At 67.2% G+C, this 17048-nt stretch carries 20 protein-coding genes; 4 read left to right on the top strand and 16 right to left on the bottom strand.

Annotated features, from left to right (window positions below):
• The first annotated feature begins 35 nt into the window (after positions 1-35).
• On the top strand, positions 36-533 hold the full coding sequence (locus tag H9L13_RS00880) for a response regulator transcription factor (RefSeq protein ID WP_187538205.1): 498 nt from the start codon (positions 36-38) through the stop codon (positions 531-533).
• Here the strand turns inward: H9L13_RS00880 and H9L13_RS00875 are convergent.
• Together H9L13_RS00875 and H9L13_RS00870 are read right to left on the bottom strand one after the other, a co-directional pair.
• A complete protein-coding gene (locus H9L13_RS00875) occupies positions 517-1377 on the bottom strand; it encodes a UTP--glucose-1-phosphate uridylyltransferase (RefSeq protein ID WP_187538203.1) in 861 nt (286 codons plus the stop codon). The genes H9L13_RS00880 and H9L13_RS00875 overlap by 17 nt on opposite strands.
• A complete protein-coding gene (locus H9L13_RS00870; RefSeq protein WP_342354484.1) occupies positions 1374-1700 on the bottom strand; it encodes a hypothetical protein in 327 nt (108 codons plus the stop codon). Before H9L13_RS00870 ends, H9L13_RS00875 begins: the two co-directional genes overlap by 4 nt.
• Positions 1701-1770: 70 nt before the next feature.
• Between H9L13_RS00870 and H9L13_RS00865 the strand changes: the two genes are divergently transcribed.
• Positions 1771-2346 (top strand): TlpA family protein disulfide reductase, encoded by a 576-nt coding sequence (locus H9L13_RS00865; protein WP_187538201.1) that lies wholly within the window; start codon positions 1771-1773, stop codon positions 2344-2346.
• Here the strand turns inward: H9L13_RS00865 and H9L13_RS00860 are convergent.
• From H9L13_RS00860 to H9L13_RS00850, 3 genes are all read right to left on the bottom strand, one after another.
• Positions 2306-3235, bottom strand: a complete 930-nt coding sequence (locus H9L13_RS00860; protein ID WP_223176461.1) for a DMT family transporter — start codon at positions 3233-3235, stop codon at positions 2306-2308. The two genes, H9L13_RS00865 and H9L13_RS00860, sit on opposite strands and share 41 nt — an antisense overlap.
• 226 nt (positions 3236-3461) lie before the next feature.
• Entirely contained in the window at positions 3462-4274 is an 813-nt protein-coding gene (gene dapD, locus H9L13_RS00855; RefSeq protein WP_223176460.1) for a 2,3,4,5-tetrahydropyridine-2,6-dicarboxylate N-succinyltransferase, read from the bottom strand.
• Positions 4274-4942, bottom strand: coding sequence for a pyrimidine 5'-nucleotidase (locus tag H9L13_RS00850; protein ID WP_187538197.1), 669 nt, complete (start codon positions 4940-4942; stop codon positions 4274-4276). The genes dapD and H9L13_RS00850 overlap by 1 nt, the downstream gene beginning before the upstream one ends.
• 111 nt (positions 4943-5053) lie before the next feature.
• Here H9L13_RS00850 and H9L13_RS00845 point away from each other — a divergent pair, with 111 nt between their 5' ends.
• Positions 5054-7390 (top strand): S8 family peptidase, encoded by a 2337-nt coding sequence (locus tag H9L13_RS00845; protein ID WP_187538195.1) that lies wholly within the window; start codon positions 5054-5056, stop codon positions 7388-7390.
• Here the strand turns inward: H9L13_RS00845 and H9L13_RS00840 are convergent, their stop codons facing one another.
• From H9L13_RS00840 to H9L13_RS00795, 10 genes are all read right to left on the bottom strand, one after another.
• Positions 7391-7825: a GNAT family N-acetyltransferase gene (locus tag H9L13_RS00840; protein WP_187538193.1), complete on the bottom strand. Its 435-nt coding sequence runs from the start codon at positions 7823-7825 to the stop codon at positions 7391-7393.
• The gene (locus H9L13_RS00835; RefSeq protein ID WP_187538191.1) at positions 7822-8178 is read right to left on the bottom strand and encodes a HesB/IscA family protein; all 357 of its coding nucleotides are present in this window, start codon (positions 8176-8178) and stop codon (positions 7822-7824) included. The genes H9L13_RS00840 and H9L13_RS00835 overlap by 4 nt, the downstream gene beginning before the upstream one ends.
• Before the next feature lie 123 nt (positions 8179-8301).
• On the bottom strand, positions 8302-8760 hold the full coding sequence (locus H9L13_RS00830; protein WP_187538189.1) for an SUF system Fe-S cluster assembly protein: 459 nt from the start codon (positions 8758-8760) through the stop codon (positions 8302-8304).
• On the bottom strand, positions 8757-9947 hold the full coding sequence (locus H9L13_RS00825) for a cysteine desulfurase (protein WP_187538187.1): 1191 nt from the start codon (positions 9945-9947) through the stop codon (positions 8757-8759). The genes H9L13_RS00830 and H9L13_RS00825 overlap by 4 nt, the downstream gene beginning before the upstream one ends.
• Before the next feature lie 124 nt (positions 9948-10071).
• Complete coding sequence (locus H9L13_RS00820) at positions 10072-10812, bottom strand: SufD family Fe-S cluster assembly protein (RefSeq protein WP_187538185.1); 741 nt, start codon at positions 10810-10812, stop codon at positions 10072-10074.
• Complete coding sequence (locus H9L13_RS00815; protein ID WP_187538184.1) at positions 10809-11108, bottom strand: hypothetical protein; 300 nt, start codon at positions 11106-11108, stop codon at positions 10809-10811. The genes H9L13_RS00820 and H9L13_RS00815 overlap by 4 nt, the downstream gene beginning before the upstream one ends.
• Positions 11105-11914, bottom strand: coding sequence for a Fe-S cluster assembly ATPase SufC (sufC, locus tag H9L13_RS00810; protein ID WP_187538182.1), 810 nt, complete (start codon positions 11912-11914; stop codon positions 11105-11107). Before sufC ends, H9L13_RS00815 begins: the two co-directional genes overlap by 4 nt.
• A gap of 8 nt (positions 11915-11922) precedes the next feature.
• Positions 11923-12180: a hypothetical protein gene (locus H9L13_RS00805; RefSeq protein ID WP_187538180.1), complete on the bottom strand. Its 258-nt coding sequence runs from the start codon at positions 12178-12180 to the stop codon at positions 11923-11925.
• On the bottom strand, positions 12177-13652 hold the full coding sequence (gene sufB, locus H9L13_RS00800) for a Fe-S cluster assembly protein SufB (RefSeq protein WP_187538178.1): 1476 nt from the start codon (positions 13650-13652) through the stop codon (positions 12177-12179). Before sufB ends, H9L13_RS00805 begins: the two co-directional genes overlap by 4 nt.
• Positions 13649-14053 (bottom strand): SUF system Fe-S cluster assembly regulator, encoded by a 405-nt coding sequence (locus H9L13_RS00795; protein WP_187538176.1) that lies wholly within the window; start codon positions 14051-14053, stop codon positions 13649-13651. The genes sufB and H9L13_RS00795 overlap by 4 nt, the downstream gene beginning before the upstream one ends.
• Positions 14054-14221: 168 nt before the next feature.
• Between H9L13_RS00795 and H9L13_RS00790 the strand changes: the two genes are divergently transcribed.
• On the top strand, positions 14222-15253 hold the full coding sequence (locus H9L13_RS00790; protein ID WP_187538174.1) for a quinone-dependent dihydroorotate dehydrogenase: 1032 nt from the start codon (positions 14222-14224) through the stop codon (positions 15251-15253).
• On the opposite strand, the gene H9L13_RS00785 is transcribed toward H9L13_RS00790, so the two are convergent.
• On the bottom strand, positions 15250-16962 hold the full coding sequence (locus tag H9L13_RS00785; protein ID WP_187538172.1) for a gamma-glutamyltransferase family protein: 1713 nt from the start codon (positions 16960-16962) through the stop codon (positions 15250-15252). The two genes, H9L13_RS00790 and H9L13_RS00785, sit on opposite strands and share 4 nt — an antisense overlap.
• Positions 16963-17048: the final 86 nt, after the last annotated feature.

Here is a 17048-nt window from a genome sequence, read left to right as displayed (position 1 = left end):
CTCGGCGTTAACCATTTTCGTTTAGCCGCGGGATCATGGAAGATCGTCCGCGCATCCTGGTCGTCGAGCCCAACAAGACTGCTTTGTCGGTGCTTGCCCGGCGGCTGTCGGACGCTGGTTTCCGCGTTGCCACCGCCGATAGCGGCAGCGGGGCGATTGCCGAGCTTCACCGGGTACCGGTCGATCTCCTCCTGGCCGAGATCAGCATGCCGCGGATGAGCGGTGCGGAGCTGGCGCGGCTGATCCGCTCACACGTGCAATTGGCCGATCTGCCGATCATGCTGATCACCGGCCGCTCGGCGCCCAAAAGCGCGGTGCTCGCTTACGAAGCGGGCGCCGACGACGTGATCCTCAAGCCGTTCCACTTCGAAGTGCTGGTGGCGCGGATCGAGCGCCGGATCGCGCGCATGCGGGCGGTCGAGCAGCTGGCGCAGGACAAAGCTGCGCTCGATGCCCGCGTGGTCGAGCGCGCAATCCAGATCGGCGAGCTCAAGGAGCAATTGGCCGAAGCGCAGGCTAGAGCCCGCGCATGAACGTCCGCACTTGCGGCGCGACGTCCTCGCGCTGCAGGGCCAGTGCCAGATTGGCGATGACGAACCCCGCCGCGCCGCCGCAATCGTAACGCTGCCCGTCGAAGGTCAAGGCGTGGAACGGCTGGTCGCCGATCAGCTTGGCCATGGCGTCGGTCAGCTGGATCTCGCCACCCGCGCCCGCTTCCTGCGCATCGAGATGGTGCATCACTTCGGGCTGGAGGATGTAGCGGCCGGGCAGCATCAGGTTCGACGGCGCGGTGCCCGGCGCGGGCTTTTCGACCATGCCGCGGATCTCGGTCAGCGCGCCATCGCGCGCGCCGGGATCGATCACGCCATATTGATGCGTTTCCTCGGGCGCGACTTCCAATGCCGCGACGATATTGCCGCCGACCCGCGCGTAAGCCTCCATCATCTGCGCCAGGCAGTTGGGCTTCCCCAGCATCAGCTCGTCGGGAAGAAGCACCGCAAACGGCTCGTCGCCGACGATGTCGCGTGCGCACCACACGGCATGGCCGAGGCCGAGCGGCTCCTGCTGGCGGACGGTGACGATCTCGCCAAAGCGCGCGCGCGACGATTTCAGCGAGTCGAGGCTTTTGCCCTTGCCCGTCATCGTCGCCTCCAGCTCGAAAGCGTGATCGAAATAATCGACCAGCGCGCTCTTGCCGCGGCCGGTGACGAAGATCAGCTGCTCGATCCCCGCCTCGCGCGCTTCATCGACCGCATATTGGATGAGCGGCCGATCGACGATCGTGATCATCTCCTTGGGGATGCTCTTGGTCGCGGGCAGCAGGCGCGTGCCCAGGCCGGCGACCGGGAAGACGGCCTTGCGAACGCGATTTGTCATTGGGGAACGGCAGGTCCTGTTTCGTTGGTGACGGGGTCGGGGTCGGTGCCGGCCGGCTCGGGCGGCGCGGCGCTGCCGGTCGGCGGCGGCAGGTCGAACGCGTCGGGCTTGCGCGGCTCCGACCGGCGGACAAGCTCATCGACGCGCTCGGGCCGGGCGTAAGGCGGGGCGGTCAGCAATTCGGCCGGGGTGGGCGTGGCCCGGGCCATCAGCGGCTTGACCGGCAAGGGCTGGCCCGGCGCGGGCTCGAGGTCCGCGACGCGGCCACAGCCGGCCAGCAGGCTCAATGCGGTCAGCAGACACAGGCGCGCGCGGATCATCATCGCCGGTTAGCGCGTCCGACGCGGCGGCGTCCAGCTTGCCGCGCGAACGGCAGCCTCTTATCGCCGCGCCATGCGCATCCTCGCCGTCGCTTCCTTGATCCTTGTCGCCGCTTGCCAGCGTGAGGCGCCAGCGCCCGCGCCGGCCAACCAAAGCGAAGGCGCCGAAGCGCCCGCGGGCCCGGTCAAGGGCGTCGACCGCAGCCGCAAGGGCCGGCCCGCGCCTGACGTGACCTTCAACAATCCCGACGGCGGCGAGATCGACCTGGCCGATTGCAAGGGCGTGCCGACTTTGGTCAATCTGTGGGCCAGCTGGTGCGCGCCGTGCGTCAAGGAGTTGCCGACGCTCGATGCGCTTGCGGCGCGGCATGAGCGCGACGGCGACCTCGGCGTGATTGCAGTCAGCCAGGACAGTGCGCCGCAGGGCTCGGTCGAGGCGTTCCTTGCCAAGCTCAAGGTGAAGCGGCTCGGCGCTTATCATGATCCGAAGATGGCGCTGTCGGGCGGGCTGGGGGTCGAAGTGATGCCGACCACCGTACTGTACGACGCGCAGGGTAAGGAAGTGTGGCGCTACGTCGGCGACCTCGACTGGAGCGGGGCGGAAGCGGCTAAATTGCTGGCCGAGGGCCGAGTCGCGTCAAAGCCGTAAACAGCCGTCCATCGATTGCCGCCAGGCCCAGCGCGATGAGCGTGAGCCCCGCGAAATCCTGCGGCGCAAGCGTCTCGCCGAGCAGCAGTGCGCCAAGCAGGATGGCGACCGGGGGCACGAGCAAAGTCACCAGCAGCGCGTTGGTCGCGCCGGCAGATTCGATCAGGCGAAAATACAGCACGTAGCCGAAGGCGGTGCAGAACAAGGCCAAGGCAATGATCGCGCCCCAGGCCGAGAGCGGCGGGAAGGGCTGCGTCCACGGCCGGTCGACGAGCAGCATCAGCGGCAGCATCATCGCCGCGCCTGCAGTCAGCTGGCCGGTGGTCACCGCCATTGGCGACAGGCCAAGCGCCTTGAAGCGCCGCGCCCAGACCGCGGCCAGCGCATAGCTGAGCGAAGCCGCGATGCACGCCAGCTGGGCGATCGCGCCGGTGCCGATATCGGCAAGCAGGGTCGGGCCGATCATCACCGCCACCCCGCCAAAGCCGAGCAGTACGCCCGCGGCCTTGCGCGGAGTGATCCGCTCGTCGCGGGTTAGGAGATGGGCGACGATCACGCCCCAAATCGGCGTCGTGGCGTTGAGGATCGCCGCTAGGCCGCTGGCGATATGCGTCTGACCCCAGCCGAACAACGTGAAGGGCAGGGCATTGTTGAGCAGGGCAAGCAGCAGGATCGATCCCCAAACCTGTGGCGGCAGGCCGAGCCCCTGGCCGCGGAGCGTAAGGAACAGCCACATCGCGCCCGCGGCGATCGTCAGTCGCAGCCAGACATAGGTCAGCGGGTCGACGTGGCGCACGGCAATGCCGATGAAGACAAAGGCGCCGCCCCAGATCAGCGCGAGCACGCCGAGGATCGCCCATTCGCTCTTGTTCATCACGGTATGAATCATGGGCGTCGCGTAAACGTCGGGCGCTCCCGCACCATCCGCGCAATTGCGCTCGAACTCGGAAGGTGCGGCGGGTTTCATCCACGCAAGCTAGGGCCGCCGGGTGCGCCGGCGCCAACAAATGTGCCGCGCGCGGCGATAAGCTGGGCTTATGTTATCGCGTCATTGCGAGCGAAGCGAAGCGGCCGACGTGGATTGCCGCGTCGCCTGTGGCCCGTCGCAATGACGGTCAATCCCGCAGCAACTCGTTGATACTGGTCTTCGAACGCGTGCGTTCATCGACGCGCTTGACGATCACCGCGCAGGCGAGGCTCGGGCCGCCGTCCTTGGCTGGGAGGGCGCCGGGGACGACGACCGAATAAGCGGGGACTCGGCCGTAATGGATCTCGCCCGTCGCGCGGTCGACGATCTTGGTCGATGCGCCAAGGAACACGCCCATCGAGATGACCGATCCGCGCTCGACGACGACGCCTTCCGCCACCTCCGAGCGCGCGCCGATGAAGCAATCGTCCTCGATGATCACCGGGCCCGCCTGGAGCGGCTCGAGCACGCCGCCGATCCCGGTGCCGCCCGAGATGTGGACGTTGCGGCCGATCTGGGCGCAGCTGCCGACGGTCGCCCACGTGTCGACCATCGTCCCCTCGCCGACATACGCGCCGATATTGACGAAGCTCGGCATCAGCACGGCGCCCGGCGCGATATAGGCGCCGCGCCGGACGATCGACCCCGGCACGGCGCGGAAGCCGGCCGCGCCGAACTCGGACGCGCCCCAGCCGGCGAACTTGCTCGGCACCTTGTCCCACCAGTGCGCGCCGCCCGGCGCGCCCGAAATCGCCTCCATCGGGTTGAGGCGGAACGACAGAAGCACGGCCTTCTTGAGCCATTGATTGACCTGCCAACCGTCCGCCGAGGGCTCGGCCACGCGCGCTTCGCCGCGGTCGAGCGCATCGAGCGCGGCCTCGACCGCGTCGCGCACCTCGCCCTGCGTATCCGCGCCGATCGTGTCGCGCGCGTCCCACGCCTGCTCGATCACCTGCTGCATCAATCGTCCCCTAATATCTGTTCGAGCCATTCGCCGACGTTGGTGATGCGCGCGTCGATCGCCGCCGCGTCATAATCGTGATTGCCGCGCTCCGACCCATTGTCGACCCACACCGTGGTCATGCCGAGCGCCTTCGCCGGCCGCAGGTTCTGCGCCATGTCCTCGACCATCACCGCGCGCTTGGGGTCGATGCCGAACTGGTCGCACAGCAAGCGATAGCCGTGCGGGTCGGGCTTGGGTCGAAGCTCGCTGGCGTGGATGTCGTGCAGGCATTCGAAATCGTCGGGAACGCCGATCGCATCGAGCACGCGCCGCGCATAAGGCGCGTCGCCGTTGGTAAAGACGAACTTGCGGCCGGGCAGCCGCCCGAGCCCGCGCACCAGCCGGTCGTCGCGGGAAACGCGGTCGAGCGGGATGGCGTGGACGTCGTCGAGGAAATCGTGCGGGTCGATGTCATGCTCGGCCATCAGCCCGGCAAGGGTCGTCCCATGCGCGTGGAAATGCGCTTTCTGCACCCGCCGCGCCTCGACCGGGTCGCAGTCGAGCAGGCGCTGGATGTAGGCGCCCATGCGCTCGTCGATCAGCCCGAACAGCCCGGTCGATGCCGGGTACAGGCAATTGTCGAGATCGAAGATCCAGTCGCGGATGTGGGCGTAGGCGGGGTCCATGCGTCGCCGGCGCCTAGCCCGTTTTACTTCTTCAGGAAATTGTAAGATATTGGGAACCATAAGTTGCTCGGGGAAGCCGTTAATTTTCAGCGGCTTGCGGGGAGTTGCACGATGAGTAACCGGCGCTTTTACAGCAGTAGCGCGTGCGCGATCGTCCTGGCCTTTGCCGTGTCCGCTTGCGGCGGCGGTGGCGGCGGCGGCAGCGTCGGTTCGACCCCGCCACCGCCCAAAGCGTCCACGCCGACGCCCTCGCCGACACCAACACCGACGCCGACTCCGACTCCGACCCCGACTCCAACGCCCACTCCGACGCCGACGCCGACTCCCGGCGTGAACTACGACACGCCCGAATATCGCAATTCGGCGTCATCGGTCGCGGCCAATGCGATCAGCGCGTATCAGTCGGGCGCGACCGGCGCCGGGGTCAAGATCGCGGTGATCGACAGCGGCATCAATCCGGACCTGAGCGAATTCACCGGTCGCATCGACGCGGCCAGCGCCGATGTTGCGGGCAGCCGCGGCGTCAGCGACGAGGGCGGGCACGGGACCGCGGTCAGCGCGATCGCGGCGGGCGCCCGCAACGGGTCCAACACCATGGGCGTCGCGTTCGACGCGACGATCGTCAGCCTTCGCGCCGACGTCCCGGGCAGCTGCGCTACCAAGGACGGCTGTTCCTTCCGCGACGATACGATCGCGCGCGGGGTCGATATTGCGCGCACCGCGGGCGCCAAGGTCATCAACCTGTCGCTCGGCGGCGGGGGGATTTCGTCTGGGCTGATGTCGGCGATGAGCCGTGCGGTGCAAAACGGCATCGTTCTTGTGATTTCCGCCGGCAATGACGGCGAAACAGCGACCGGCGGCAGTCCCGACGAATTCGCTTCGACCCCTGCAAGCCAGTTCCCCGGCATGGTCATTATCGCCGGATCGGTCGGGGTCGACGCCGGCAGCAGCATCGACATCAACCAGATTTCGAGCTTCTCCAACCGCGCCGGGGGAAGCGCGGAGCATTATCTGACCGCACGCGGCTTCCAGGACCGCGCGCCGGATCAGACCGGCCAGCAGTTCCTGTGGTCCGGCACCAGTTTTTCGGCACCGACCATCAGCGGTGCGGTTGCGCTTCTTGCCCAGGCCTTCCCGAACCTGTCGGGCGCGCAGATCGTTTCGATCCTGATGAAAAGCGCCGACGATCTCGGCGCGGCGGGCACCGACAGCGTCTTCGGGCGCGGGCGCCTGAATATCGCAAAGGCATTCCAGCCGCAGGGCCCGATGTCGCTTGCGGGAAGCCAGGTCCCGGTGACCGGAAGCGCGGGCGATCTGCCCCCGGCGGCCGGCGATGCAGCGACCGGGCAATCGCTCGGTGCGATCATCCTCGACGGCTACGACCGGGCTTATGTGGCGAACCTGGCGGCATCGTTGCGCCGCGCGGATATCGATCGTCCACTGTCGCGCGCGATTCAGAACGACATCAGGTCGGGCGCCATGGCGGCGGGGCCGCTTTCGGTGGCAGTGACGGTGCATGAGCGCCGCGACCTCGTCGGCAGTGTCGCGATCGATCAGATGGGTATCGGGCCCGAGGACGCGCGCAAGGCGCGGCTCGTCGCCGGATCCGCGGTTGCCAAGCTCGATGACCGCACGGCCGTCGCGTTCGGCTTTGCCGAGGGCGCCAAGGCGATGGAGCGCAAGCTTAGCGGAAACACCGCCGGGGCATTCCTGATTGCCAAGGACATTGCCGGCGATCCGGGCTTTGGCGCACGCCGTGAGGGCAGCCTTGCCATCCGCCGCAAGTTCGGCGCGACCGGCGTCACCTTGTCGGGGGAAACCGGTGAGGTGTGGCAGGAGATCGAGACCAGCGCGACCGGCTCGCCCTATCGCTGGACGAGCCTGGCGCTCGACCGCACATTCGGCGCGACGTCGCTGTCCGGCGGGATCAGCCGGCTCGAGGAACGGCAGAGCCTGCTTGGCGGCCGCATGGGTGCGATGCTTGGCGGCGGCGGATCGACATCCTTCTTCGTCGACCTCGAAGCACGGCGCGAATTGGGCCGCGGGTGGAGCGCGGGCGTGTCGGCGCGGCGCGGGTGGACCGATTTCGCCGCCGGGCGTTTCCAGACCGGCGCTTACGGGTTCGACCTCGCCAAGCTCGGCGTGCTGGGCGCGCACGACCGCCTTGGTCTGCGCATCGCGCAGCCGCTGCGCGTGGAACGCGGCGGCTTCGCCGCGCTGCTGCCGACGGCCTATGATTATGCGACGACAAGCGCGACGCATTCGGTGACGCACATGTCGCTGGCGCCGAGCGGCCGAGAAATCGATGGCGAGATCAGCTACGGATCGACCCTGTTCGGCGGGCGCGGCTTGCTCGGCGGCAACCTCTTCTACCGTCGCCAGCCCGGCCACATCGCCAACAGCCGCGACGATGCCGGCGCGGCGATCCGCTTCACGCTCGGCTATTGATCAGTCGAGCGGCTTGCCGAAGACGACCAGCCGCTCGATCTCCGTGAAGCCTGCCGCGCGGTGCCAGGCGTGGCTGGCCTCATTGTCGATCAGCGCATCCGAGCCGAGCCATTCGAGCCCCTGATCGCGCGCCCATTGCTCGACCGCGTCGAGCAGCAGGCGCGCAATGCCGCGCCCGCGATGGGATGGTGCGACCCACAAATCCTCGACATAAGCCGCGCGCAGGTTCGGCGCCCCTTCCGCAAAATTGCGTTCGCGCGCGTCGATCATGCCGATGGCTGCGTCGCCGTCAAAAGCGATGAACCCGACATAAGGCTGGTCGAGCGCGGTGAAGACCGGCAGTTCCGCCGCGAAATCCGCAATGTCGCCGTGCAGCGCGGCCAGCATCTCGGCCCATGCCGGAAAGTCGGCGACGGTCGCCCGCCGGACGATCAAACGGTAAAGCTCTCGCCGCAGCCGCAGGCACCCTTGGCGTTGGGATTTTCGAACGTGAAGCCGGCGGCGAAATCGTCCTCGACCCAGTCCATCGTCGATCCGACCAGGTACAGCACCGACGCGCCGTCGACGTAGAAGTCGCCGCCCGGCGTCGCGATCTTCTCGTCGAACGCCTGCGCCTCGTTCACATAATCGACCGAATAAGCGAGGCCCGAACAGCCGCGTCGCGGGGTCGACAGCTTGACCCCGATCGCGCCCTCGGGCGCACGCGCCATCAGCTCGGCGATGCGCGCTTCGGCGCGCGGGGTGAGGGTGATCGCGGCAGGTCTGGGGCGACGGCTTTCAATGTTCATCTTACGCTCCCAATCCGCTCATGCTGAGTAGCCGCGAAGCGGCGTATCGAAGCACGGTCCTTCGATACGCGCCTTTGGCGCTACTCAGGATGAGCGGGCTTACGGGGTTGCGATGACGAAGGATCACAGCATCCCCAATTCAAGTCGCGCTTCGTCGCTCATCTTCGACGGATCCCACGGCGGGTCCCACACCAGTTTCACTTCCGAATCGCGGATCCCGGGCACCGACAGCACGCGCAGCTCGACTTCCTGCGGCAGGCTTTCCGCGACCGGGCAATGCGGCGTGGTCAGAGTCATTGTCACCAAAGCATCGCCATCCTCGCTGATCTCGACATCGTAGATCAGTCCGAGCTCATAGATGTCGACCGGGATTTCCGGATCGTAGATCGATTTCAGCGCCGCGATCACCGTATCGCGCAATTCCTCATTGCCGGCCGATCCGCCCGGCTGGGTCTCGGTCTCGCCCGCAAGGAAGCCCGTCAGATAATCGCGCTTGCGCTCGAACGTCTCGGTGACGCGGGCGCGCGGCGGCGGCGTCACCGCCTCGACTTCCTCGGTCTCGATCTTGCGCTCCTCGTTCATGTGAAAATCCGCTTCACTTGTTCAATCCCGCGCACCAGCGCGGCAATGTCGCTGCTGTCGCTATGCGCGGCAAAACTGGCGCGCGCGGTCGCCGCAATGCCAAGCGAGTCCATCAGCGGCTGTGCGCAATGGTGCCCGGCGCGAACGGCGACGCCCGCATCATCCAATATGGTGGCGACGTCATGCGCATGCACCCCATCGACGTTGAAGCTGACGATTCCGGCGCTCGCTTCCGGCCCGTAGAGCGTCACCCCGTCGATGCCCGCCAACGCCGCGCGGCATTCGGCGACCAGCGCCGCCTCATGCGCGTGCACCGCGTCGAGGCCGATGTTCGTGATCCAGTCGATCGCCGCGTGGAGGCCAACCGCGCCGACGATGTGCGGCGTCCCTGCCTCAAACCGCTGCGGCGGATCGGCATAGGTCGTCGACTCGAACGTCACGCGGTCGATCATCGCGCCGCCGCCCTGCCACGGCGGCATGGTCTTCATCAGGTCGGGGCAACCCCACAGGACGCCGATGCCGGTCGGGCCGTAGAGCTTATGACCCGAATACGCGTAGAAGTCGCAGCCGAGCGCGGCGACATCGACCGGCAGGCGCGCCACCGCCTGGCAGCCATCCAGCAGCAGATAGGCGCCCTTGGCATGTGCGATCTCCGCCGCGCGCTTCGCATCGAGGATCGAACCGAGCGCGTTGGACACATGCGCAAAGGCGACGATCAAATGCTCGTTGGTCAGCATGTCCTCGGCGGCGTCGAGGTCGATCTGCCCATCATCGGTGAGCGGCACGGCATCAACCTGGAAGCCCGCGAGCTGCCACGGCACGATGTTGCTGTGATGCTCCAGCGTCGACACCAGCACGCGGCGTCGCCCTTCGCGCGGCAATGTGTAGGCGACCAAGTTGATCGCCTCGGTCGCGCCGCGGGTGAAGACGGTTTGCGCGGGCTTGCCGCCGATCAGCGCTGCCGCCGCCTCGCGCGCCGCCTCGTAACGGCCGGTCATCTCCGACGAGCGCTGGTACACGCCGCGGTGCACGGTTGCGTAGTCGCGCGCGTACGCGTTGGTGATCGCGTCGATCACGGCCTGCGGCTTCTGCGCGGTCGCGGCGCTGTCGAGATAATGCCAATTCTCGATCGCCGGAAACTGCGCGCGGACGTTCAGGGTCGATGTGATGCGAATGGGCGCGTTCATGCCGCTCTCCCAACCTCGTTCGTCCTGAGCGAAGTCGAAGGGCGCTGCGCCGACGTGCGAGCCGAGAGCCCTTCGACTACGCGCTGCGCGCCTCGCTCAGGACGGACGAATGTGCGTTGCCGCTTCATGCGACAATCCGGTGCAGCGCAGCGCGCGCCGCATTGCGGATCGCATCGCCGTCGCTGGCGCTGTCCCACAGATCCATCACGAACCCTTCGAGCAGCAGCGCACGCGCGCCCGCCGGATCGAGCCCGCGGCTCTGCGCATAGAATAATTGCATCGCGTCCAGCTCGCCAATGCTCGCGCCGTGTGCGCATTTGACGTCGTCGGCGTAGATTTCGAGCTCGGGCTTGCAATTCGCAGTCGCGCCGCGATCGAGCAGCATCGCCTTGACCGACTGCTCGCCGTCGGTTTGCTGCGCGCCGCGCGCAACTTCGACCTTGCCGAGGTAGGATCCGACCGCCTTGTGCCCAGGCACGCTGCGGATCACCTGCCGCGATCGGCCGCGCTCGCCCAGATGGCGCACGTGGGTGACGACTTCGTTGGTCGATATCCCGCCGCCAATGTTCGCGGCGTAAAGCTCGAAGTCCGCGCCCTCGCCAAGCGTCACCTCAAGCTCGATCCGCCCGTAAACCGGCGCGACATTGAGCGCGAAGATCCGCGCGCGCGCGCCGTCGTCAAGTGTCATTCGGACGCGCCGGACCTGTACGTCATCGCCGCTCGGCAGCCAGACTTGCTCCAGCGTTTCGCCCGCGCCGACGGTCAGCGTCGCGACATCGCCGAGCTGATCCCACACAGGCTTCAGCGCATCGAGGTCGGCATAGCGCCACGCCTCCTGCTTGCGGCTTGGGAAGGGCGCCGTCATGCGCGCCGCCGATGCCAGAAATCGCGCAGCGCGCGATCGCGGCGGCGCTTTCGCTGCGGCGCCATATAGCCGTAGATCGCATCGAGCGCGAAACCACCGGCAACGACGGCCGCGATCGTCCACGCGGCGTCGCCGGTATCGAACATTGTGCCGAGCAGCAGGTTGCCGATCGCCAGCAGCGCAAACATCCCGACCAAGACCGTGATGTCGGTCAGCGCGCGGCCGGCATTGTGGCGTGCCGACCCCGCGAGAAGAATGATCGCCAGGCTGGCGACGACGATCCAGAAAGCGGTCACGCGACCGCCTCGACATAGCCCGCGCGCTCGAGGTCGCGGGCCAGTTCGATCCCGCCCGAACGCGTGATCCGCCCGGCCTGCAGCACGTGCACGCGGTCGGGGCGGACATGCTCGAGCAGGCGCTCGTAATGGGTGATCAGAAGCACGCCCTTGTCGGCGCTGCGCATGATGCGGTTGATGCCTTCGCCGACGATGCGCAGCGCGTCGATGTCGAGCCCGCTGTCGGTCTCGTCGAGCAATGCGAACTTGGGTTGCATGATGCCCATCTGGACCATCTCGGCGCGCTTCTTCTCGCCACCCGAAAAGCCGACGTTGACCGGCCGCTTGAGCATCTCGATGTCCATGCCCAGCGCCTCGGCCTGGCCGCGCGCAAGCTTGATGAATTCAGCGCCGCTGAGATCGGCCTCGCCGCGCGAACGCCGCTGCGCATTGAGGCTTTCGCGCAGGAATTGCAGATACGACACGCCGGGAATCTCGACCGGATATTGGAAGCCCAAGAACAGCCCGGCGGCCGCGCGCTCGTGCGGTTCGAGAGACAGCAGATCCAACTCGTCATCCCGGCGAAGGCCGGGATCCAGTTTTTCTTGTTGCGCTGGGCCCCGGCCTTCGCCGGGGTGACGGAACATCACCGACCCCTCCGTCACATCATACCCCGGCCGCCCCGCGAGCACATAAGCCAGCGTCGACTTACCCGACCCGTTCGGCCCCATGATCGCATGCACCTCGCCCGCAGGCACGTGCAGCGAAACGCCCTTCAGGATCGGCTTGTCGGCGACGGACGCGTGGAGGTTGGTGATTTCGAGCATGTTTAAGTTCAATTTTCCCGGCATTGGTTCAAGCGCGTGTTGAACCGGTCGATGAATGCTTCGACTTCGGCCTCCACGCCGGCAAATTCCTTACGCTGAGCGGCGGTCAGGGGGCGTTGCGATCCATCTGGTCGGCGGAGATCGCGATTCATGCGCTCCATACGGTCGAATATCTTGGCGGTGAAAGCTGCCTGCTCACGCCGCACCGCGGAACACGGCTCGGCGCCGGAAACGGCCGCAGCAAAAGCGAGTCCGAGCAAGCTCATCCCACGCTCCCCTCAAGGCTGATCCCCAGCAATTTCTGGGCCTCGACCGCGAACTCCATCGGCAGTTGCTTGAGCACCTCGCGCGCGAAGCCGTTGACGATCAGCGCGACGGCGCTTTCGGCGTCGAGCCCGCGCGACATGGCGTAGAACAATTGGTCCTCGCTGATCTTGCTCGTCGTCGCTTCGTGCTCGATCTGCGCGGTCGGGTTCTTGATCTCGATATAAGGTACGGTGTGCGCGCCGCAGTCGCTGCCGAGCAGCAATGAGTCGCACTGCGTGAAGTTGCGCACATTTTCCGCGCGCGGCAGCACGCGGACCAAGCCGCGATAAGTGTTGTTCGAACGCCCCGCGCTGATGCCCTTCGACACGATCGTCGAGCGCGTGTTGGCGCCAATGTGGATCATCTTGGTGCCGGTGTCGGCCTGCTGGCGGTTGTTGGTCAGCGCGACCGAATAGAATTCGCCGACGCTGCCGTCGCCCTTGAGGATGCAGCTCGGATATTTCCAGGTGATCGCGCTGCCGGTCTCGACCTGCGTCCACGAAACCTTGCTGCGGTCGCCCGAGCACAAAGCGCGCTTGGTGACGAAATTGAAGATCCCGCCCTTGCCCTCGGCATCGCCAGGATACCAATTTTGCACCGTCGAATATTTCACTTCGGCATCCTCGTGCGCGAAAATCTCGACCACCGCGGCGTGCAGCTGGTTCTCGTCGCGCATCGGCGCGGTGCAGCCTTCGAGATAGCTGACGTAGCTCCCCTTGTCGGCGACGATCAGGGTGCGCTCGAACTGCCCCGTATTCTCGGCATTGATACGGAAATAGGTGCTCAATTCCATCGGGCAGCGAACGCCTTCGGGAACGTAGACGAACGTCCCGTCGGAAAAGACAGCGGCGTTCAAGCAGGCGAAGTAGTTGTCACGCTGCGGCACGACGCTGCCGAGATATTTGCGGATCAGCTCGGGGTGCTCGCGGATCGCCTCGCTGATCGACAGGAAAATGACGCCCGCGCGCTTCAATTCCTCGCGGAAGGTCGTCGCCACGCTGACGCTATCGAACACCGCGTCGACCGCGACCTTGCGCGCGCCCTCGACTCCCGCGAGCACCTTCTGCTCCTCGATCGGGATGCCGAGCTTTTCATAGACGCGCAGGATCTCGGGATCGACCTCGTCGAGGCTGCCGAGCTTGGGCTTGGCCTTGGGCGCGGCGTAATAATAGCTGTCCTGATAATCGATCTTGGGGATGTCGAGCTTGGCCCAGTCCACCTCCTCCATCTCCAGCCAGGCGCGATAGGCCTTCAGCCGCCATTCGAGCATCCACTCGGGCTCGTTCTTCTTGGCGGAGATGAAGCGGACCGTGTCTTCGTTCAGCCCCTTGGGCGCGAATTCTTGCTCGATATCGCTCGAAAAGCCCCATTCGTAATCGGACAGCTTCTCGGCTGCGGCGTGGGCCTCGGCGTTGCGGATGTCGTCGGTCATCGCGACAGCTCCGTCAGCGAAACCGCGCCGAGCGCGCCGCGCACCGCATTTCCGACCACGCCCATGTGCGGCTTGACCCGGCAATGCGCGTCAAGCGCGCAATCCGACGCGCCCTCAAGGCCGGAACAGACCGTCATTGCGATCGGCCCCTCGACCGCCTCGACGATGTCGGCGAGGCTGATCTCCGCGGCCGGCCGCGCCAGCGTGAAGCCTCCACCGGCGCCGCGCGCGCTGGTCAGCAGCCCGCACGTTGCGAGCTGGCCCATCAGTTTCTGCGCGGTCGGGAGTGGCACGCCAGTCTCCTGGGCCAGCTCGGTCGCGCTCAGGCGCGCGGCCGCGGGCCGGCGAGCGGCAGCGGTCATCAGCACGACCGCATAATCGGCGAGATGGGACAGGCGCATATCTAATTCGGAGCTTTCCAGTCCGATTTAGGGTGTCGCTGAAGGATTCGCAACCGCGCCCCTCCCCTTGATGGGGAGGGGTTGGGGTGGGGTGAGGTTCGTCGTAAGGCGCGCCCGATGTCGGAGTTCACCCCCACTCAACCCTTCCCCATCGAGGGGGAGAGCTAAATGCACCTCTACCCATTCCTTCGCCCGTTCGCCTTCGCACTCGATGCCGAAACGGCGCACCGCGCGACCATCGCCGCGCTCAAGCTGATGCCGACGCACGCGCCGCCGCCGGTGCCGGCGTCGCTGCACACGCGCGTCGCGGGTCTCGACTTCCCCTCGCCGGTCGGGCTCGCCGCGGGGTTCGACAAGAATGCCGAGGTGCCCGAGCAGATGCTGTCGCTCGGTTTCGGCTTCGTCGAGGTGGGAACGGTGACGCCGCTGCCCCAGGCCGGCAATCCGCGCCCGCGCGTGTTCCGGCTGGCCGAGGACCGCGGGGTCATCAACCGGCTCGGCTTCAACAACGACGGCCAGCCCGCTGCCTTTGGCCGCCTGCGCGAATGCGCCCACCGTAGCGAGATCATCGGCGTCAACGTCGGGGCGAACAAGGACAGTGCGGACCGGATCGCCGATTATGTCCGCGGCGTCCGCGCGATGGCGCCGGTCGCGCGCTATATGACGATCAACATCAGCTCACCCAACACCCCAGGCCTGCGCGGGCTTCAGGACCAGGGCGCGCTCGAAGATCTGCTTGCCGCCGTCCGGGCCGTCGGGGTGCGCAAGCCGATCTTCCTCAAGGTCGCGCCCGATTTCGCGCCCGGCGATCCCGAACGGATCGTGCGCGCCGCCATCGATCACAAGATCGCCGCTCTCATCGTCGGCAATACGACGCTGTCGCGGCCGCCGCTGAAATCGCGGTTCGCGCGGGAGGAGGGCGGGTTGTCCGGACGCCCGCTCAAGCCGCTCGCGCTCGAGGCGTTGCGCGCCTTCCGAGCGGCGAGCGGGGGGGAAATCCCCTTGGTCGGCGTCGGCGGGATTGCGACGGCGGAAGATGCGTGGGAGCGGATCTGCGCCGGGGCGAGCCTGATCCAGCTCTATAGCGCGATGGTCTATGAAGGCCCGCGCATCGCCCAGCGCATCGTGCGCGGGCTCGCCGCGCGGCTGCGTGTTTCGGAATTCGCGACGATCGCCGACGCCGTCGGCACCAGCGCCTAGCGGCGCGGCAGCGTCAGCACCCGGCCCTCGCGCCGCGGATCGAAGCCGCCATCGACTCGCCCGCCGCGGATGATCACGCCGTGCACGCCCGAATCCTCGCCTTGGCCGGGCCGAAGCTCGATCCCGCGCTGACGCAGGCCTTCGAGAAGCTCGGGCGAAAACTTGGTCACCTCGCCCTGGAAGTTCGGCCCGCGCGCGACGAGGTTGGGAAGCGCGATCGCCTGTTGCATCGGCAGGTTCCAGTCGATCGCCCCGACCAGCGACTTGCCGACATAAGCGAGGATCGCATTGCCGCCGGCCGATCCGATCGCACCCGCGAAGCGGCGGTCGGGGGTGAGCAGGATCACCGGGGTCATCGACGATCGCGGGCGCTTGCCCGGCGCGACGGCGTTGACCACGGGGCGCCCCTGCGCATCCACTGGCGCGAAGGCGAAGTCGGTCATCTGGTTGTTGAGGAAGAAGCCGTCGACCATCCGCCCGCTGCCGAAGATCGATTCGACCGTGGTGGTCATCGACACGACATTGCCCTGCGCATCGCCGACGATGAAGTGCGACGTGCCCGCGACCTCGTGCGTGCCGTCGACGCCCGCGACCAGCGCGCCGGCCGGCGTCCCCGCTTGCGGCGGTGGGCCGGCGGTCGTCCCGATCAGGCGGGCGCGGCTGGCGACATAGTCGGGCGCAAGCAGCCCGGCGACGGGCACCGTCGCAACGTCACCGACATATTTGTCGCGGTCGGCGTACATCAGGCGGCTGGCTTCGGCGAACAGGAACCAGGCCTGCGGATCGTTCGGCCCGCGCCGCGCGATGTCGGTCAGCTCGAGCATCTTCATCAGCTGGAGCAAACCGACGCCGCTCGACGGCGGGGGCGGCACGCACATGATGTAGGTGCGCACCGGGCGGCACAGGCTGTCGCGCTTGACCGGGCGGTAATTGGCCAGGTCGGCCAACGTCATCAATCCGCCGAGGGGCGCGGCGCGGGTGCGCGCGACGATCCGCGCGGCGGTCGATCCGGCATACATTGCGTTCGGGCCCTGCGCGGCGAGGCGACGCAGGAAATCGGCATAGGCCGGGTTGCGCAGCCGATCGCCGACGTCGACGCGCGTTCCGTCGGGCTTGCCGAAATAAGCGATCACGTCGGGCGCGCGATTTTCGGCGAAGTTGCCGCGCAGCAATTTAGCGAGGCGCGGACTGACCAGGAAGCCCTGCGCCGCGGTGCGCTCCGCCTCACCGAAAAGAGTTCGCCACGGCAGCCGCCCGCGCTCGCGATGCGCCAGCGCCAGCATCTTGACCGCGCCTGGGACGCCCGTCGCGCGCCCGCTCAGCACCGCGGTGCCGAACGGCAGCGGCTGCCCGGCGGAATCGAGGAACATGCCCGGCGTTGCCTGCGCTGGGGCGGTTTCACGCCCGTCATAGACCATCGTCCGCTGGGTGCGCGCGTCATAGTAATGAAGGAACGCGCCACCGCCGAGGCCCGAGCTTTGCGGTTCGACCAGCGACAGCATCGCCTGCACCGCAATCGCCGCATCGACCGCGCTGCCGCCGCGCTTGAGCACGTTGATGCCGGCTTCGCTTGCGAGGGGATTGGCAGCGATCACGAACGGCTGGGTCGCGACCGCAACCGTCGTCTGCGGGGCACGTTGCTGGGCGGGGGCGGCGGCGCCGACACCAAGACAGGCAAGCGCGGCGGAAAGCATGAGCAACAGGCGCATGCCGTCCGCCTAGCCGACCATCGCCGGGGCGTCCACGAGGAGTGGCACCCGGAACGCTTTCCGCTAAGAAGCGCCGCCGTGGCAGA

The organism is Sphingomonas lutea, assembly GCF_014396785.1.
In the GTDB taxonomy this organism is placed as follows: Bacteria; Pseudomonadota; Alphaproteobacteria; order Sphingomonadales; family Sphingomonadaceae; genus Sphingomicrobium; species Sphingomicrobium luteum.
Note: the sequence above shows the minus strand (reverse complement) of the source record. Positions and strands in the feature narration are given on the sequence as shown.

Excerpts from the sequence above, each read along its gene's own strand:
- H9L13_RS00880 (WP_187538205.1), top strand. The coding sequence starts at position 36 with ATGGAAGATCGTCCGCGCATCCTGGTCGTCGAGCCCAACAAGACTGCT.
- sufB (WP_187538178.1), bottom strand. The coding sequence starts at position 13,652 with ATGACCGACGACATCCGCAACGCCGAGGCCCACGCCGCAGCCGAGAAG.
- H9L13_RS00825 (WP_187538187.1), bottom strand. The coding sequence starts at position 9,947 with ATGAACGCGCCCATTCGCATCACATCGACCCTGAACGTCCGCGCGCAG.
- H9L13_RS00835 (WP_187538191.1), bottom strand. The coding sequence starts at position 8,178 with ATGAACATTGAAAGCCGTCGCCCCAGACCTGCCGCGATCACCCTCACC.
- H9L13_RS00870 (WP_342354484.1), bottom strand. The coding sequence starts at position 1,700 with ATGATGATCCGCGCGCGCCTGTGTCTGCTGACCGCATTGAGCCTGCTG.
- H9L13_RS00805 (WP_187538180.1), bottom strand. The coding sequence starts at position 12,180 with ATGAGCTTGCTCGGACTCGCTTTTGCTGCGGCCGTTTCCGGCGCCGAG.
- H9L13_RS00820 (WP_187538185.1), bottom strand. The coding sequence starts at position 10,812 with ATGACGGCGCCCTTCCCAAGCCGCAAGCAGGAGGCGTGGCGCTATGCC.
- H9L13_RS00790 (WP_187538174.1), top strand. The coding sequence starts at position 14,222 with ATGCACCTCTACCCATTCCTTCGCCCGTTCGCCTTCGCACTCGATGCC.
- H9L13_RS00850 (WP_187538197.1), bottom strand. The coding sequence starts at position 4,942 with ATGGACCCCGCCTACGCCCACATCCGCGACTGGATCTTCGATCTCGAC.
- H9L13_RS00795 (WP_187538176.1), bottom strand. The coding sequence starts at position 14,053 with ATGCGCCTGTCCCATCTCGCCGATTATGCGGTCGTGCTGATGACCGCT.
- dapD (WP_223176460.1), bottom strand. The coding sequence starts at position 4,274 with ATGCAGCAGGTGATCGAGCAGGCGTGGGACGCGCGCGACACGATCGGC.
- H9L13_RS00785 (WP_187538172.1), bottom strand. The coding sequence starts at position 16,962 with ATGCGCCTGTTGCTCATGCTTTCCGCCGCGCTTGCCTGTCTTGGTGTC.
- H9L13_RS00875 (WP_187538203.1), bottom strand. The coding sequence starts at position 1,377 with ATGACAAATCGCGTTCGCAAGGCCGTCTTCCCGGTCGCCGGCCTGGGC.
- sufC (WP_187538182.1), bottom strand. The coding sequence starts at position 11,914 with ATGCTCGAAATCACCAACCTCCACGCGTCCGTCGCCGACAAGCCGATC.
- H9L13_RS00860 (WP_223176461.1), bottom strand. The coding sequence starts at position 3,235 with ATGATTCATACCGTGATGAACAAGAGCGAATGGGCGATCCTCGGCGTG.
- H9L13_RS00865 (WP_187538201.1), top strand. The coding sequence starts at position 1,771 with ATGCGCATCCTCGCCGTCGCTTCCTTGATCCTTGTCGCCGCTTGCCAG.
- H9L13_RS00830 (WP_187538189.1), bottom strand. The coding sequence starts at position 8,760 with ATGAACGAGGAGCGCAAGATCGAGACCGAGGAAGTCGAGGCGGTGACG.
- H9L13_RS00845 (WP_187538195.1), top strand. The coding sequence starts at position 5,054 with ATGAGTAACCGGCGCTTTTACAGCAGTAGCGCGTGCGCGATCGTCCTG.